Annotated in this window: 13 protein-coding genes and 1 tRNA gene; 8 read left to right on the forward strand and 6 right to left on the reverse strand. The window is 44.3% G+C overall.

Annotation, left to right across the window (positions count from 1 at the left end; all coding sequences use genetic code 11):
- The first annotated feature begins 111 nt into the window (after nt 1-111).
- The 3 genes from KNP96_RS09050 to KNP96_RS09060 all read left to right on the forward strand — a co-directional run bounded on the left by KNP96_RS09050 (nt 112) and on the right by KNP96_RS09060 (nt 3,567).
- Nucleotides 112-2,469: a YhgE/Pip domain-containing protein gene (locus tag KNP96_RS09050; RefSeq protein WP_214770063.1), complete on the forward strand. Its 2,358-nt coding sequence runs from the start codon at nt 112-114 to the stop codon at nt 2,467-2,469.
- Complete coding sequence (locus KNP96_RS09055; RefSeq protein ID WP_088836336.1) at nt 2,456-3,016, forward strand: TetR/AcrR family transcriptional regulator; 561 nt, start codon at nt 2,456-2,458, stop codon at nt 3,014-3,016. Before KNP96_RS09050 ends, KNP96_RS09055 begins: the two co-directional genes overlap by 14 nt.
- 272 nt (nt 3,017-3,288) lie before the next feature.
- The gene (locus KNP96_RS09060; protein ID WP_088836335.1) at nt 3,289-3,567 is read left to right on the forward strand and encodes a hypothetical protein; all 279 of its coding nucleotides are present in this window, start codon (nt 3,289-3,291) and stop codon (nt 3,565-3,567) included.
- A gap of 49 nt (nt 3,568-3,616) precedes the next feature.
- On the opposite strand, the gene KNP96_RS09065 is transcribed toward KNP96_RS09060, so the two are convergent.
- Complete coding sequence (locus KNP96_RS09065) at nt 3,617-4,351, reverse strand: metallophosphoesterase family protein (RefSeq protein WP_214766705.1); 735 nt, start codon at nt 4,349-4,351, stop codon at nt 3,617-3,619.
- A gap of 359 nt (nt 4,352-4,710) precedes the next feature.
- Between KNP96_RS09065 and KNP96_RS09070 the strand changes: the two genes are divergently transcribed.
- Complete coding sequence (locus tag KNP96_RS09070) at nt 4,711-5,709, forward strand: PTS sugar transporter subunit IIC (protein ID WP_214770136.1); 999 nt, start codon at nt 4,711-4,713, stop codon at nt 5,707-5,709.
- 88 nt (nt 5,710-5,797) lie between these two features.
- Here KNP96_RS09070 and KNP96_RS09075 read toward each other — a convergent pair.
- Nucleotides 5,798-5,870 (reverse strand) — tRNA-Val (locus KNP96_RS09075).
- A 166-nt stretch (nt 5,871-6,036) separates the two neighbouring features.
- Here KNP96_RS09075 and KNP96_RS09080 point away from each other — a divergent pair.
- On the forward strand, nt 6,037-9,144 hold the full coding sequence (locus tag KNP96_RS09080; protein ID WP_214766707.1) for an efflux RND transporter permease subunit: 3,108 nt from the start codon (nt 6,037-6,039) through the stop codon (nt 9,142-9,144).
- 150 nt (nt 9,145-9,294) lie between these two features.
- Here KNP96_RS09080 and KNP96_RS09085 read toward each other — a convergent pair whose 3' ends face one another.
- Complete coding sequence (locus KNP96_RS09085; RefSeq protein WP_088836332.1) at nt 9,295-9,771, reverse strand: DUF456 domain-containing protein; 477 nt, start codon at nt 9,769-9,771, stop codon at nt 9,295-9,297.
- 190 nt (nt 9,772-9,961) lie between these two features.
- Here KNP96_RS09085 and KNP96_RS09090 point away from each other — a divergent pair, with 190 nt between their 5' ends.
- Nucleotides 9,962-10,507 carry a methyltransferase family protein gene (locus KNP96_RS09090; RefSeq protein ID WP_088836331.1) on the forward strand — a complete coding sequence of 182 codons (546 nt, stop codon included), beginning with the start codon at nt 9,962-9,964 and terminating at the stop codon, nt 10,505-10,507.
- A 22-nt stretch (nt 10,508-10,529) separates the two neighbouring features.
- Nucleotides 10,530-12,020, forward strand: a complete 1,491-nt coding sequence (locus tag KNP96_RS09095) for a phytoene desaturase family protein (protein WP_214770065.1) — start codon at nt 10,530-10,532, stop codon at nt 12,018-12,020.
- A gap of 66 nt (nt 12,021-12,086) precedes the next feature.
- Here the strand turns inward: KNP96_RS09095 and KNP96_RS09100 are convergent, their stop codons facing one another.
- Genes KNP96_RS09100 through KNP96_RS09110 form a run of 3 tightly spaced genes read right to left on the reverse strand, consistent with a single transcriptional unit; the run spans nt 12,087 to nt 14,700 of the window.
- The gene (locus KNP96_RS09100) at nt 12,087-12,638 is read right to left on the reverse strand and encodes a histidine phosphatase family protein (RefSeq protein WP_214770067.1); all 552 of its coding nucleotides are present in this window, start codon (nt 12,636-12,638) and stop codon (nt 12,087-12,089) included.
- 11 nt (nt 12,639-12,649) lie between these two features.
- The gene (locus tag KNP96_RS09105; protein ID WP_088836328.1) at nt 12,650-13,333 is read right to left on the reverse strand and encodes a response regulator transcription factor; all 684 of its coding nucleotides are present in this window, start codon (nt 13,331-13,333) and stop codon (nt 12,650-12,652) included.
- Nucleotides 13,334-13,338: 5 nt separating this feature from the next.
- Nucleotides 13,339-14,700 (reverse strand): sensor histidine kinase, encoded by a 1,362-nt coding sequence (locus KNP96_RS09110; RefSeq protein ID WP_214770070.1) that lies wholly within the window; start codon nt 14,698-14,700, stop codon nt 13,339-13,341.
- A gap of 166 nt (nt 14,701-14,866) precedes the next feature.
- On the opposite strand from KNP96_RS09110, the gene KNP96_RS09115 reads away from it, so the two are divergent.
- Nucleotides 14,867-15,436: a YdhK family protein gene (locus KNP96_RS09115; protein WP_088836326.1), complete on the forward strand. Its 570-nt coding sequence runs from the start codon at nt 14,867-14,869 to the stop codon at nt 15,434-15,436.
- The last annotated feature ends 24 nt before the right edge of the window (nt 15,437-15,460 follow it).

The following is a 15,460-nucleotide window of genomic DNA, read 5'->3' on the forward strand; positions in this document are numbered from 1 at the left end:
GTAAAGATTTGATTAAATGAATTGCTTTCTATTCTGAAAGAGAGTAAAGTAAATCTCATCAAAACCGAAAACTCAAATTAGTTTTAAGTTTTCAAAAGGGGATTTATATTCATGTTTCGCTCAGAATGGAAAAAATTAAAAAGCCCGATGATGGTGATTGTCATCTTGGCAATCATTCTTGTTCCCTTTCTTTACAACTCCATTTTCCTATCTGCATTCTGGGACCCGTACGGTCAGACAGAAGAGATTAAAGTGGCCATCGTAAATGAAGACAAGACGATCAAGTATGAAGGTGAAAAAATTGATATCGGGGATCAATTCATCAAAAAATTAAAAAAGAACGATGACTTTGATTGGCAGTTTCTTTCAAGTAAAGAAGCCGAAAAACAGTTACGTTCCGGGGATATCTATATGACGGTCGTCATTCCAAAAAACTTTTCAAAGAATGCGACAACTTTACTCGATGAACATCCTAAAAAAATTGAACTCGAGTATTACTTGAACCCTGCTAAGAACTACTCAGGGACACAGATTTCAAGTAATGCCGCTAAACAGTTAAATGAAAAAATTCGAAAATCCGTAACGAAGCAATATAGTAGCGCCATCTTCGGAGCCCTAAAAAAAATCGCGCAAGGTCTTGAAGATGCCTCAGAAGGTTCGTCGAAGCTTGAAGATGGTGCCAACAAAACGACAGACGGTGCCAAAACGCTTACGACGAATCTCGGCAAACTGACAGATGGTACAAACGACTTGTCAACGAACTTAGCCAAGGCAGCGGATGGTTCGTCTCAACTCTCGACAGGTCTCAACACACTTAACGATGGTGCTCAGACGCTCGCTGAGAAATCTGGTGAGTTATCGAGTGGTCTGAACCAACTGGATGACAACAGCGGTAAACTCATTAAAGGATCAACTGACCTGCAAGCTGGCTCTACTCAACTTCGTCAAGGTCTTGAATCGGCTTCTGCCGGATCAACTCAACTGCGTCAAGGTATTGAGAGTGCTTCTGCTGGTGCATCAGAGTTAGATAGCAATCTTCCGAAATTCAATGCCGGACTCAATCAACTGAATGAAAAAGCACAGGAAGTGGATGCGACGATTACAAACTTGAACAGTGCCGCTGCAGCTTTAAAACAAGATTTAAGCGCTCGGCGTGAAGCAATTGAAGCTAACGTCGCAACAATCAAGGGAGTCATTTCTTCTTCTGAGAATTTATCGGAAGAAGAAAAACGTACGTTACTTGAATCGATTGCGACGATGGAACAAAATGTTCAGAGTCTCGCGCAACAAGAAACGGCTCTCGATGCTAGTCTTGCCGCTGCCAACGATGCGACAGATAAAATTAATCAGTTAGCAGTCGGTGGACAAAACATCGCATCCGCCGTCTCGCAACTTGACGGTGGTCTAGTAAAATTACTTTCAGGTGCAAAAGACTTGGAGCAAGGTCAAAACAAACTGCTTTCAGGTGCAAAAGACTTAGAGCAAGGTCAAACTGATTTTAATCAAGGATTAACGACGTATACAGATGGTGTTCATAAAGCAGCTGACGGTAGTACACAGTTAACTGCCGGTGCTCAAAAAATTGCGACCGGGACAAACGATGCCAGTACGGCAATGGGAAGTTTGAACTCAGGACTCGGTCAACTGACAGACGGTGCGGTAGCACTTTCATCTGGGGCCGGTCAATTGACAGATGGTGCTTCGCGCTTAGCAGATGGTAACTCTAAACTGGCTGACGGAGCAAAAACACTCACTGATGAACTCGGTAAAGGTGCAAAAGACGCAACAGTCAAACCATCAAACGATCGCGACAACATGCTCGCTGAGCCTGTCGTATTAAAAGAACATGACTACTCGACCGTTAGCAACTACGGTTCCGGACTGTCTGCTTATATCTTAAGTATCGCGTTATTCGCTGGTGCGTTGATGTTCTCTTCGGTCTACCAGATTCGTCCAGCACACGGAGAGACGTTATCATGGCGCTTCCTCGTCGGTAAACTTTCTTTGATTTTACCAATCGGTGCATTGCAAGGGGTTGCCGCCGCGACCGCTATCGTTTACGTCCTCGATTCGACTGTCGCGAGTGTCCCTGCCCTCTATGGCTTCGCCGCCTTGACCGGGATGACGTTCATTACCTTGCTATTCGCTTTGACGATGTTATTTGGCCGCGTTGGACAATTCGCAGCGTTCCTGCTATTACTCCTTCAAATCGGTGGTAGTGGCGGTACGTTCCCAGTCGAAATGACACCAAGCTTCTTCCAGTATATTCACCCGTTCCTACCGATGACGTATTCAGTCAGTGGGTTCCGTGAAGCACTTGGACTCGGTGTCACAGATGCTCTTGCTTCTAATAGCCTAGTCCTCGGATCGATTCTAGCCGGAGCGTTAGTACTTGTCTTCGTAGGTGCTTTAAGCGCTAAACGTATTTTGCTTTCGACGAAAGCGAGAAAATCACATGACGCAGCATGAAAAAGAACAAGTCATCCTAAACGCGGCAATGGATTGTTTCTCTGAACTCGGTTATAAAGGAACGACGATTGAACGAGTTGCAAAGCGGGCCCATGTTGGAAAACCAACTGTTTATCAGCTGTTCGAAAGTAAGCTTGATTTGTTTGAATCTCTTGTAACCTTCGTGTTACAAGAGATGCGAACGGAAGCTGAGAATGCTTACGTCGAAGGTGCAAGCGTGGAAGCCAATAAACAGGCGATGATCGATGCAATCGTTAATCATCAGCAGCAACATTTATTCATCTTAAAAATTACAGAAGAGACGCACAACTTAAAACTACAAGAGATGCAGGAGTTACGGACCCGCATTGAAAAACATGTTGTTGACTATATTAAAAACTTACTCGAAACACGCCTCGAGCTAGATGTCAGTTCCTCTGGAATCCCGATTGATGTAACAGCGTTTCTACTGTTTCGAACGTATATCGCTTTGATTGCCGAATGGCCATTGATCGGCGATGAGCTTGACCTAAAAATCATCAGTCAAGCCATGCTCAAGCTACTGTAACCAAAAAGAATGACTTCTCCTGTTAAGGAAGAGTCATTCTTTTTTTGTCTAGTACTGCCTTCTTACTGGCATGCCGTTTGACTAAATGGTATGTCTTTTTCATCGTCCTGAACAAGAAAACATTTTGATACAGCTTCTTCACCCACTCCCACCTATTCTTGTCTCTCTTCGTTTGATTCGAAATGAATCAATGATTTCCTTTTACAGAACCCCTTTATTTTGAGTTTAATCGTATACTTAAACTATCTTGCTTGAATGGAGTGTTACCCTGTATGCAATCGTATATGCTTCTCCCGCTTTATCTCTTGGTTCTGCTTGTCTACGTCATCATTTCACTGATTGATATGTGGAAATCCTATACGGCAAGCAGCAACTCGTCGGACTTCCTGTTTTTCATCTTGACGCTAGTCGCACTGTTTGCAGGCTTTCTGCTTGCCCCGATCCTGTCACTACTCTTTCATTGGAAACGCAACCGCCTCAAACGAAATATCGGGCTCGTCCTCTTCTTCATCCTCATCATTGCGTACATCGTAAGATTTTTTATTTCGTAAGTCAAAGCGGCGTCGTCTTTCTCGGCGCCCTCTCTTTTATCTATCGACTTCAACTTCTTCCCCCTAAAAACAATTTCCGTAACAACTCTTTTGACGGCATGTCTGACGCATTAAATGATTCGAGGTACGCCGCGTCATCATACGGTACATCCATAAATTCTACGTCCCAGTTCTCACTATCTCCTGACACGACCGCAAATGGTGCGATTGCCTCCGGTTGGCACCCTAACGCTCCCGGATTCACATATGTCGTTCCGTTTACTTGAACGAACTGTCGCGGATGGTGATGCCCAAAACAAATCAGGGTGGCACTCGTATCAGCAAATAACTGCGGAAGTGTTTCTTTATTACCATCAACCGTCGGACGAAGCGGTTCTTCTCCAATCATTGCCCGCACGTCCCGATAGGCATAATGCGTGAACAGGATACGCCGTGATTCAACTACTTTTGAGATGGTCCGCGGCAGTCGCCCTAAAAAAACTCGATTTTCTGCCGTTAATTGATTCGCAACCCAACTGTGATGTGCTTTCGCATGAAGATAACTGTCCGGATACCGTTCCCCATTCAATAATGCCAAGACATTTTCATCATGATTTCCACTGATTGTCCGAATTTTTTTATCACTTCGAATCAAGTCAATCACTTCATTGGTTTGCGCACCAATTCCGACCAAATCACCGAGGCAGTAAATCGTCTCGATTTCTTGATCCCGGTGGAGTATGGCAAGGACCGCTTCTAAGGCTGACGCATTGCCGTGAATATCTGTAATAAGTGCAAATTTCATGTAACCGCCTCCATTCCAGGTTTACTAACGTTTCTTCTTCCTTTCCTCTTTTAAGCTGAAAGTGAACTGAAAAATAAATTGTCAGAAAATATTGATTATTCATTTAATGCATGTTAGGCTTAGAAAAATTCAAGCGAGAGGAGCACGACACGATGTACCTTCCACAAATTGCGGGCCGACTGATTATTCTATGCACGAGGGACTGAAAACTTTTCCGAGATTTTCCGGAATCGATTTTTGGGCCCTCCTTTTGATGCATCGAATGAGGCGCCCGCACTATTCATGGCGCCTATCCAGTTAACGGATAGGTTTTTTTAATGGAAAAATAGAGAGGATGAAGAAGCGTGAAGGATTATGCGATGGATCGAATGGTAAAGGTATCAGCCGGGATGGCGAATGCAGTGCTCGTTACACTTGGCGTGGGCTTATTGATTGAGACGTTCGGAAACTTATTACATATCGAAGTGTTACTGACGATTGGCGGCATCGCAAAAGTTTTACTTGCCCCGGCGCTCGGTGCCGGCATCGCCTATCAACTTGGTGGTAATACGCTCGTTCTCTTCAGCGCAATGATTGCGGCAACAATCGGTGGTGCTGCCCTCCAGCCGACTGAAGCCGGTCTCGTCTTAATTCCCGGTCAACCGATCAGTGCGTTGATTGCTGCAGCCGTCGCTGTTTATGTCGGAAAACGAATGACAGGCAAAACGAAGTTCGACATGATGGTGATTCCAATGTGTGCCGTACTTGCAGGAGGCATCACTGGTCTTGGTGCTGCTGCCGTAACGACACCCTTACTTACAAAATTCAGTGCAATGGTCACATCTTCTGTCGAAACATCGCCAATCGCGACTTCACTCGTCATCGCACTCATCTTTAGCATAATTTTAATGTCTCCTGCTTCATCTGCAGCACTCGCCATTGCGCTTCAGCTTGATCCCGTCGCAAGTGCCGCTGCGCTTATCGGCTGTTCCGCACAATTCGTCGGTTTTACTTTGATGGCCTATCGCCAAACCGATCCCGGCGGTTTGATTGCCTCGTTCTTCGTGACACCAAAAGTTCAGTTTCCGAATATCGTCAAGAATCCGCGAATTGTAGCCGCACCGTTTTTAGCAGCTATGATCTCAGCGCCGGTCGCAACACTCGTGTTGTCATTAAAAGTTCCATATGAGTTAGCTGGACTTGGATTGAACTCGATGATTGCGCCACTCAATATTTTCGTCAATCAAGGGTTTAACGCGTTCGCCGTCTTCGTTGTTACAGGCATTCTCTTACCCGGCGTCCTCACATTCGTCTTCTACCGGGCGACAACATTGTTCGGTTGGACAAAAGTTGGCGATCTCCACCTTGAAATCCAATAAAGTATAAGCTATTCCCGTTCAATTAAGGGAATAGCTTTTTTAACGACAAAAAAAACTCGCTCATCAAAAGATGAACGAGTTTTCGGTATGATTCTGACTGGGCTCGAACCAGCGACCTCTACCCTGTCAAGGTAGCGCTCTCCCAGCTGAGCTACAGAATCATGATATCATGTTGCTGGGTATGTCTTTATTATATCAGCATATCGAAAAGTGTAAAGTGTTTTTTCTAACTTTTTCATAAAAATTAAACCGTTTTAAAGTTGCAGCCCTTTAAACCGTCGTCTAGTATGTAATTAAGCACATACAAAAATAAAGGAGGGACATCTTTTGAACTTTTTAACACGTTTTAGCTTAAAAAACTCTGTCGCTGTATTTATCATCGCTATTCTTTTAGTGTTAGGCGGGGTCTATTCATTTACCCAACTCAAGGTCGACCAGTTTCCTGAAATCGAATTCCCGCAAATTTCAGTTGAAGCCGTTTATCCTGGTGCATCCCCTGAGGATGTCGATCAACAAGTCGTCTCAAAACTCGAAACCGCTCTCAAAGGGATTGAGGGATCAACAAAAATTTCGAGTTCTGCGTACGAAAGCATCGGGATCATCAATATTGAATTCCCGTTTGATACCGACATGGACCAAGTCGAGCAACAAATCGATGCGGCGATCCAGGATGCAAACTTACCTGAAGAAGCAAGTACTAAATTAAACCGCTTCTCCTTTGGTTCGTTCCCCATCTATAATATCTCCTTCTTTAGCAAAGACGGAGAAGACATTGAATCACTATTAAAAGATCAAATTGAGCCAGAATTGAACAAAATCCCAGGTATCAACAGCGTTTCGGTCGGTGGTTACAAAGATGACCTCGTCCAAATTACCGTTGATAAAAAGAAGGCAACAGCAGCCGGTCTGTCGCTCTCAAGTATTAAAGATCAAATCAATGCCAAATACGTCTCCTTCCCATCTGGACAACTTGCGGAAGGTGATTCCAAGATTCCAATTCGTGTCGAAGAAAAACTTGAAAATCTCGACAAAATCAAAAATCTACAATTAACATCGTCCATCGGTACCGCAGCTGCTCCAACAGAACCATCTACTGGTGCTACCGGAGGAACAGGTGCACCAACTGAAGCAACTGGTCAGGAGGCACCTCAAGAACCAGCAGAACCGATTCGTTTAAAAGATATTGCGGACATTGAATCTGTCTCAAAACAGAGCGAAAAAACGCGTTATAACTTAAAAGATTCACTCTCGATGGCAATCACAAAAAAACAGGATGCCAACACGGTAGAAATTGCCGATCAAGTCACAAAAATTCTCAACAAATATGAGGATCAAATCGATTATACAATCGGGATTGATTCAGCAAAAGATATCGAAGAGTCCGTTTCGACACTCGTCAAAGAAGGACTTCTCGGTGCTCTATTCGCGTCGATTGCCGTACTTCTGTTCTTACGTAATATTCGTGCGACCATCATCGCAATCGTCTCGATTCCACTTTCACTATTGATTGCTGCGATCTTCTTAAACTGGCAGGACATTTCACTGAACATCATGACCCTTGGTGGGATGGCTGTAGCAGTCGGTCGGGTCGTCGATGACAGTATCGTCGTCATCGAGAATATTTTCCGAAGGGTCCGCAAGTCAGAACAAGGGATGACTAATGAAGTCATCGAACAGTCGACGAAGGAAATCTTAAAAGCGATTACTTCATCGACATTAACGACCGTTGTCGTGTTCTTACCCATCGGATTCGTTGGTGGAATTACTGGTAAGTTCTTCTTACCATTCGCTTTAACCATCATCTTCTCGCTACTCGCTTCATTGCTCGTCGCGATTACGATTGTTCCGATTTTAGCGAAGTTTGCATTCAAAAAGGTTCCGGCGGAAGAAAAAGAAGGCGTCCTCCAACGCTGGTACGGGACATTGATTGAAAAATCATTATCCCATAAAGCGATTATCTTGATTGTCTCTTTCTTATTACTCGGTGGATCACTCGCCATCGTACCGCAACTTGGCTTTACGTTTATTCCGAATGAAGCTTCTAAAACACTGACAGCATCGCTTGAGCTTCCGGCTGCGACATCACTTGAAAAAACAAGTGACGTCTCACTGAAGATGGAAGAGATGTTTGACGATGAAGAAGCGATTGACGATGTGACGACGTCTGTCGGAGCGCGTGACTTCACGACAGGTCTTCGTCTCGATAATAAGGCAAGTTACTTCCTTAACTTAAAAGCAGATGCTGATGTCGAAAAAACAATCAAGTCACTTGAATCACAAATGGATGAGATTGCAGCCGCAGACGATGTCGATGCTAAAATCAGCATCGCCGAACTTTCGACTGGTGGTCCTCCTTCGAACAATAACGTGGACATCGATTTGTTCTCGAATGATCTCGAAGCGCTCCAAACAGCAGCAAAATTAGTCGAAGACAATATGAAAGAAAACAGTGATTTAAAATATGTTACAAATAACTTTAGTGAAAAACAAAAGCAATTCCTCGTTGAAATTGATACAGAGAAAGCAAGCGACCTCGGTCTCTCTGGTTTCCAAATTCTCGGTACCGTCAATGACCAAACGAAACCGGTCACGGTCGGCACGTTGACACTCGACGATAAGGAACAAGACGTTCAATTGTCTTATGCAAAAGAGTTAACATCACGTGAAGATCTTGAAGATGTTCAATTGTTCTCAGCGACAGGTCCTGTTCCTTTAAAAGATGTCGCTACAGTCAAAGCGGTCGATACGTTCACATCGGTTCAGAAACTCGATGGAAAAGTCTACGCACGTGTCTCAGGACAAGTGAAAGGCGATAACGTCCAAACGGTTTCGAGTGACGTTAAAGCAGATGTCGAGAAAATTGAGTTACCTGATGGTGTATCTCTCACAAGTGGTGGCGGTAATGATGATACGGTCGAAATCTTCCAGTCACTCGGAATCGCAATCGTCGTTGCGATTGGTCTCGTCTACTTGACGATGCTGATTACGTTCGGCAAGGCGCGTATCCCATTCATCATCTTGTCATCGCTCATTTTCGTACCAATCGGTTCACTCGTCACACTCTTCTTAGCGAACGAACCATTGTCCGTCAGTGTCATGATCGGATTCTTAATGTTGATCGGTATCGTAACGACGAACGCAATCGTTCTCGTCGATCGTATCGGACAAAATGTCACTCGTGGATTACCAATTCGTGAATCGCTCATCGAAGCTGGTAAAACACGTCTCCGTCCAATCTTGATGACGGCATTCGCAACAATTATGGCGCTCGTTCCACTTGCTCTAACGACTTCGTCCGGAACGCTGATTTCAAAAGGTCTTGCGTTGACGGTTATCGGTGGGTTAACGACTTCAACACTCTTAACGTTAATCATCGTACCTGTCGTCTATGAGTTATTCTTCTTCAAAAAGATCAAAAAAGAACGTAAAGCGTAACGAAAAACCCTTCTCGCCTGTGCGAGAAGGGTTTTTTAGCGTGTACAGATAACAATACGAATCCTCTTTCTCTTCCTTTTCCGTTGCCTTCCTCGGGTGAAGCGGTCTTTCCGAGTGGAAGAAAGCACGGCTCTTTGTCTCGTCACTTCTTTATTTTTCAAGGTATTCATCGGTCCGTTCAATCGTTCCGTTATGTTTTGCGACTAGGCCATCCAAAACTGATGGTTCAAATTCCTCACCAATCGCGATCACCCCTGTCTTCCCGGGTGGTATGACCCCTAACGTCCGTTTAAACGTCTCTTGAATCGCTTGGTTTTCTTTCAATTCTTTTGATCCACCAATCAGCATACCAGTCATCGAACCGAGGAGAATCCCGAACGGACCACCCAGTATACCTACGGCCATCCCAATCAATGAACCTTTAAACGCTTTATTCGAACCACTTAAATCAACGGCATCCTCAAACGAAAATGCTCCATTCTCGCTTCGTTTAATGATTGCGACTTGCTCAAAATCCACTTGCCCATTCGCATGATACTTCTTCAGTTCACTGAACACTTGATACGATGTTGATTCTTCTTCAAACGTTAACGTAATGATATGATGCTTTTCATCTTTTTTAGCCACAGCTTCCACCTCTTTCATACCAGACGGACCGATACAACTGAACGACGAAGCATACATCAAGTATTTACCATTTTTATATCCATATGAAACCTTTTAGCAGACTTTAGACGATTGAAATTCTATAACTTTGGGTAAAATAACATGTACGTGCTTTTTCTAAATAATGAATCATGTAAGGGGCGAATCTGTGATGTCAATTTTAGATTATGCCTTCATCCTCGTATCACTGTTTTGGCTACTCGAATTGTTTCTCTTTCGAAATCGTCAAAAAGAATCATCTCCATACGCAGAACAACGTAGTTTCTACTTAATTTTCATAACGTTGTCTCTCACAATTATTTTCTCGTTGCTATTCAGTCGAACAGACGAAAGTCTCCCTCGACAAATTATCGGACTAGGTTGTTTAGGAGGCGGAGTCTTTTTACGTTACTGGGGCATTCTCCACCTAAAGAACCAATTTACGCGGCACGTTACGGTAAATACGGGTGACCGTCTTGTCAGTACGGGACCGTATCGGACATTACGCCACCCGCTTTATACTGGACTATTGTTTATCACGATCGGTTTCCCGTTATTTTTTGCTAATTGGATCGTTACGATTGTTGCCGGTCTTGTGATGTTCTTTATGTTGCGCCACCGGATTCGAATTGAAGAAACGCTACTCACAGCCGGTTTTGGTCCAGCTTATACGCAATGGGCGACGACACGAAAACGTTTGATTCCTTTCATTTATTAAATTCTAAGGAGAAGTGATTCTATTGAAAAAACAAGCAGTGGTTATCGGAGCAGGTTTAGCAGGAATGTCAGCAGCGATCCGTCTCGCGGGAGACGGTTATGCCGTCACGATGCTCGAGCAGAACGGCAATGTCGGTGGGAAGTTGAATCAACGAAGCGGGAAAGGATTTACGTTTGATACAGGTCCTTCTATCTTAACGATGCCTTGGGTCCTCGAACAACTTTTCTCAAGCGTGCATCGTCGCCTCGAAGACTACTTAGAAATTGAACGGATCGAACCTCAATGGCGGACGTTTTTCGAAGACGGGACAGAACTCGATGTCAAAGGTGACTTACCTGGCATGCTCGATGAATTTAAAAAAGTTTCGGATCAAGCCGATTTTGTTGAACTCTTCAGTTACTCTAAAAAAATGTATGACCTGTGTTTAGATAGCTTTTATAAATATAGTCTTGAAGACTTAAAAGATTTAAAGAAATACCATACGATGTCCGAGTTACTTAAGATGGATCCGTTGAATACAGTTGCAAGTGGGACAAAAAAACATTTGAATAACAAACATCTCGAGCAATTGTTTAATTACATGGTGATGTATGTCGGTTCCAATCCATACGAAGCACCTGCCGTCTTCAACCAAATGATTTATGTCCAAATGGGAATTGGCATCTATTACGTCAAAGGCGGTATGTACAAGATTGCCGAAGCGATGCAAGCATTGCTTGACGAATTGCGTGTCACTGTTCACGTCAACACGCCGGTCGAACGTGTCGTCGTCGAAGGAAAACGCGCAGTCGGAGTCGAGACTAAAGACGGTACGTTTTACCCGGCTGATGTCGTCGTCTCGAATCTCGAAGTCATTCCGACTTATCAAAACCTTGTTCCGGACAAAAAAGCAGGAAAACAAGCGAAAAAGTTAAATGATTCGTTTGTTCCTTCTGTGTCTGGTCTCGTCTTGTTACTCGGAGTCAACCGTGAATACGAATCATTAAAACATCATAATTTCTTCTTCTCGGAAGATCCAGAACGCGAATTTGCACAAATGTTCAAGGATGGTGTACCACCTGAAGATCCAACGATTTACGTTGGTGTCTCGTCGAAATCTGACGCTTCACAGGCACCGGAAGGAAAAGACAATCTATTCGTTTTGACGCACGTTCCTCCCCTTACGAAAAACCCCGCTGGTAAAACGGATTGGGATGCGTATCGCGAAGTCGTCCTCGACAAACTTGAACGGATGGGGCTAGACGGTTTACGCGATTCGATTGAATTCGAATATCGTTTTACACCGGAAGACTTACAATCACTCTATGGACCGAATGGCGGTTCGATTTACGGTGTCGCTGCAGATCGGAAAAAGAACGGCGGCTTTAAAATCCCTTCGAAAAGTGACCTGTACGAGGGACTTTACTTCGTCGGTGGTTCGACGCACCCAGGTGGCGGTGTGCCGATGGTCACATTGTCCGGCCAACTGACGGCAGACTTGATTAAGAAACATGAAGGCGCCGTCAACGTTTAAGTGTGACCCTATACAAAAGAGGCAGTGATTTCCGGTACGTACACGGAAGTCACTGCCTCTTTTAGTTCACCTTGTGACTTGCCGACTTCCGCTATAGCATTCGCCTTCGAAGTCGAGTCGGTACACCGCTGGCATCGGTAACGTTTGCCAAAAGGCATAGTCATACTGCGCATCAAAATGCTGCATCAATAAGGCCATGATGTTTCCATGTGTTCCGATGACAAGCACCTCTTCTTGATGTGTCCGCAGTAACTCGATCGTACTCGCAACGACACGTTCTGTCGCCACTTGATTCGACTCACCACCGTACGGATTATCATCCGGATGTTCCCAAACGACACGGACTGCTTCTTGAAAATCAGCCAAGGCCCCCGGAGCGAGCACTCGCTCCGCGAAATTTGACTGTTCCTTAACAGCGAGCCCCCGATTTGCTGCTAAAGGTTGAACTGTTTCACGTGCTCGCCTGTATGGACTCGTATACACATGATCTACTGCAATATTTTGAAACACTGAAACTAATGCTTCGGCATCTTGCTTTCCTTTCGCCGATAACGGACGATTTCGTTCATCGGTTGAATACGTTGAATGCGCATGGCGCACAAGATAGATAGTCGTCATGATATTCCCCCTTATGTTGACCAATCCGGGTAATCCGTTAACCGATAACCGATTCCCCGAACCGTCTCTAAATACCGATCAATCGGAAATTCCGCGTCACGTAATTTTTCTCGGACATGTCGAATATGCGAATCGACGGTTCGAGGTTCAAGCATGTTTTCATAACCCCAAACAGATTCCAATAAACGTTCCCGCGAAAGGATCGTGTTCTTGGCATGTAGCAGTTTTCCGAGTAACTGAAATTCTTTTTTCGTAAGTGAAATTCGCTGCCCCTCGTATTCACAGCGATAGGCAGCAGAATTATACTGAAGACCATGAAAATTAATTTCTCCATTTCGAGACTTCCCGATTAACAATTCGATTCGAGCAAGCAACTCTCCTTCTTGAATCGGTTTTGAAACATAGTCATCTGCGCCGACTTCGTGACCACGCAAAACATCTTCTCGTTGATTTCGGGCTGTCACCATAATGATTGGAAAATCAGCGAACTGCCGGATAGTTTGACATAATTTCCAACCGTCGACTTCGGGCATCATGACATCTAGTAATGCTAAGTCAATCGGAACCGTTTGAACGAGTTGTAAGGCTTTTTCTGCTGATTCAGCTAAAAAACAAATGTGTCCATAGGGCTTTAAATATAACTGAAGCAACTGCCGCATACGTGCTTCATCATCCACGATCAATATACGTGCCATCTTTGTTACACCTCCCATTGGACAGTTACTGTCGTCCCTTGATTTTTTCGACTTTTAATCTCTAAGCTAGCCCCATGCGCTTTGACGATGGCACTCGCAATCGCCAGACCGATTCCTGATCCGCCACGATTCCGAGAGCGCGACGGTTCACTTCGGTACAACCGTTCTGTGACCCGCTTGATTTCATTTTCCTCTATCCCAATCCCCGTATCTCGAACCGCAAAAAAGGGCCCACCTGAATTTCTACCATAATTGATTTCAATTGATCCGGTTTCTGTATATTTCCGTGCGTTATCAAGAAGATTCAATACGACTTGACCGAGACGAACGTCATCTCCTTCAATCATTACAGCGTCACCCATGACCGTTAGTGTTAATCCTTCCGCTTCAATCGCGGGACGAACTTTCTCGACAAGTGATGGAATGAGTTGCTCAAGTGATACAGGTAACCGTTTAATCAAGAATTCATTTTCATCTAAACGTGCTAATAGAAGAAGTTGCTCAATTAATTCCGTCACCTGCGTGCTTTCCTCTTGAATAATCTTAATATACGAAGCTTTTTCAGATTCTGTTAAACCAGGTCGGCTTAAGATATCCGCATAACCTTTCATATAAGTTAACGGTGTTCTCAATTCATGGGAAACATTTGCTAAAAATTCGGTACGTTCCCGATTCAGAAGATCGAGATCTTTCGCAAGTTTTGTAATCGAACGTGCCAACGCGCCTAGTTCGTCTTGCCGTTCGACCGGCAAATCAGCAGACAAGTTCCCTCTACCAAGTTCTGCCGTCGCCCGTTCCATTTCGATTAAAGGACGTGAAATCACCCGCGTAAAGAACCACACAACAAAGACCGTCAAGACGAGTGCGACGATTCCCATTCGTATAAATTGCCGGGTTAACGGATCAACTACTCGTTGTACTAAATCTGCCTGGGCGAACATGAACACATGACCTACATGTTTTCCCGATACAGTGATCGGGCTATCTGTCATCAAATAGTGCCCTTTCGTCTCGGATGGATTAACAATCCGACTGTTTTTTTGGTATGTAAAGTCGGTATGGACAAGTTTTTGTCGCATCTCATCCGTCAGTCGGTCAGATGTACTTTTGATTTGTCCATATTGATCGGTCACGACAACCGTGAACTCGGACGTCGATTCCATCAAACTGACATGATGAATCGTCTGCTCCGTGAAGGACTGCTCGAGTACGTCACGATGCGTATCCCCCCGATTCAATAGACCTAACATGACTTCATCCGAACGATCTTCGACAAGATTCAAGTACAAAGCACCAAACAAAATACCTCCAGTCACTAAAAAAGCACTCAAAAATAGTACTCCGATATAGTGCGATATGCGTTTCAAGTCATCCCTCCTCATACCATGCTCTTCTTGTTCATTATAAACACCAATTGATTTTAGACTTCAACTGAAAGGTACAGGATGCAGAAATGTCACGCTTTCTGCACGGTTTCTGCACGAATAATGGGTAAAGTAATCGTGTCATCACATTATACAGGGGGAATTTAAAATGAAGAAAACAATCGTAGCAAGCCTCACATTATCGACTGCCTTATTGCTTGGTGCATGCGGGAATGATCAAGATAAAGAAGCAAACCACAATGACATGCAGAGTGAAATGCAGGACGATTCACATGAAGGAATGATGCATTCAAGTGACGGGGATTTACCGGAGGGTATTAAAAAAGCAGCAAATCCTAAATTCGAGGTCGGCTCAACAGCAATCATGTCGTCGAAGCATATGAAAGGAATGGATGGAGCGGAAGCGACAATTGCCGGTGCATTTGATACGACCGTTTATGCCGTGAGCTTCACACCAACAGATGGCGGAAAGAAAGTGACCAATCATAAATGGGTCGTCCAGGAAGAGTTAACACCAGTCCCATCTTCTCCACTTAAAAAAGGTGACACGACGACGATTGATGCTGATCATATGACTGGTATGAATGGTGCCAAAGCAACAATCGACAGCGCTGAACAAACAACCGTTTACATGGTTGACTTCAAACCGACGACGGGCGGCGACACTGTCAAAAATCACAAGTGGGTGACAGAAGACGAACTTCAAACGAACGAATAAACTAAAAAAGTCCCGTTCATCAAA

Source organism: Exiguobacterium sp. s133, from assembly GCF_018618595.1.
In the GTDB taxonomy this organism is placed as follows: Bacteria; Bacillota; Bacilli; order Exiguobacteriales; family Exiguobacteriaceae; genus Exiguobacterium_A; species Exiguobacterium_A oxidotolerans.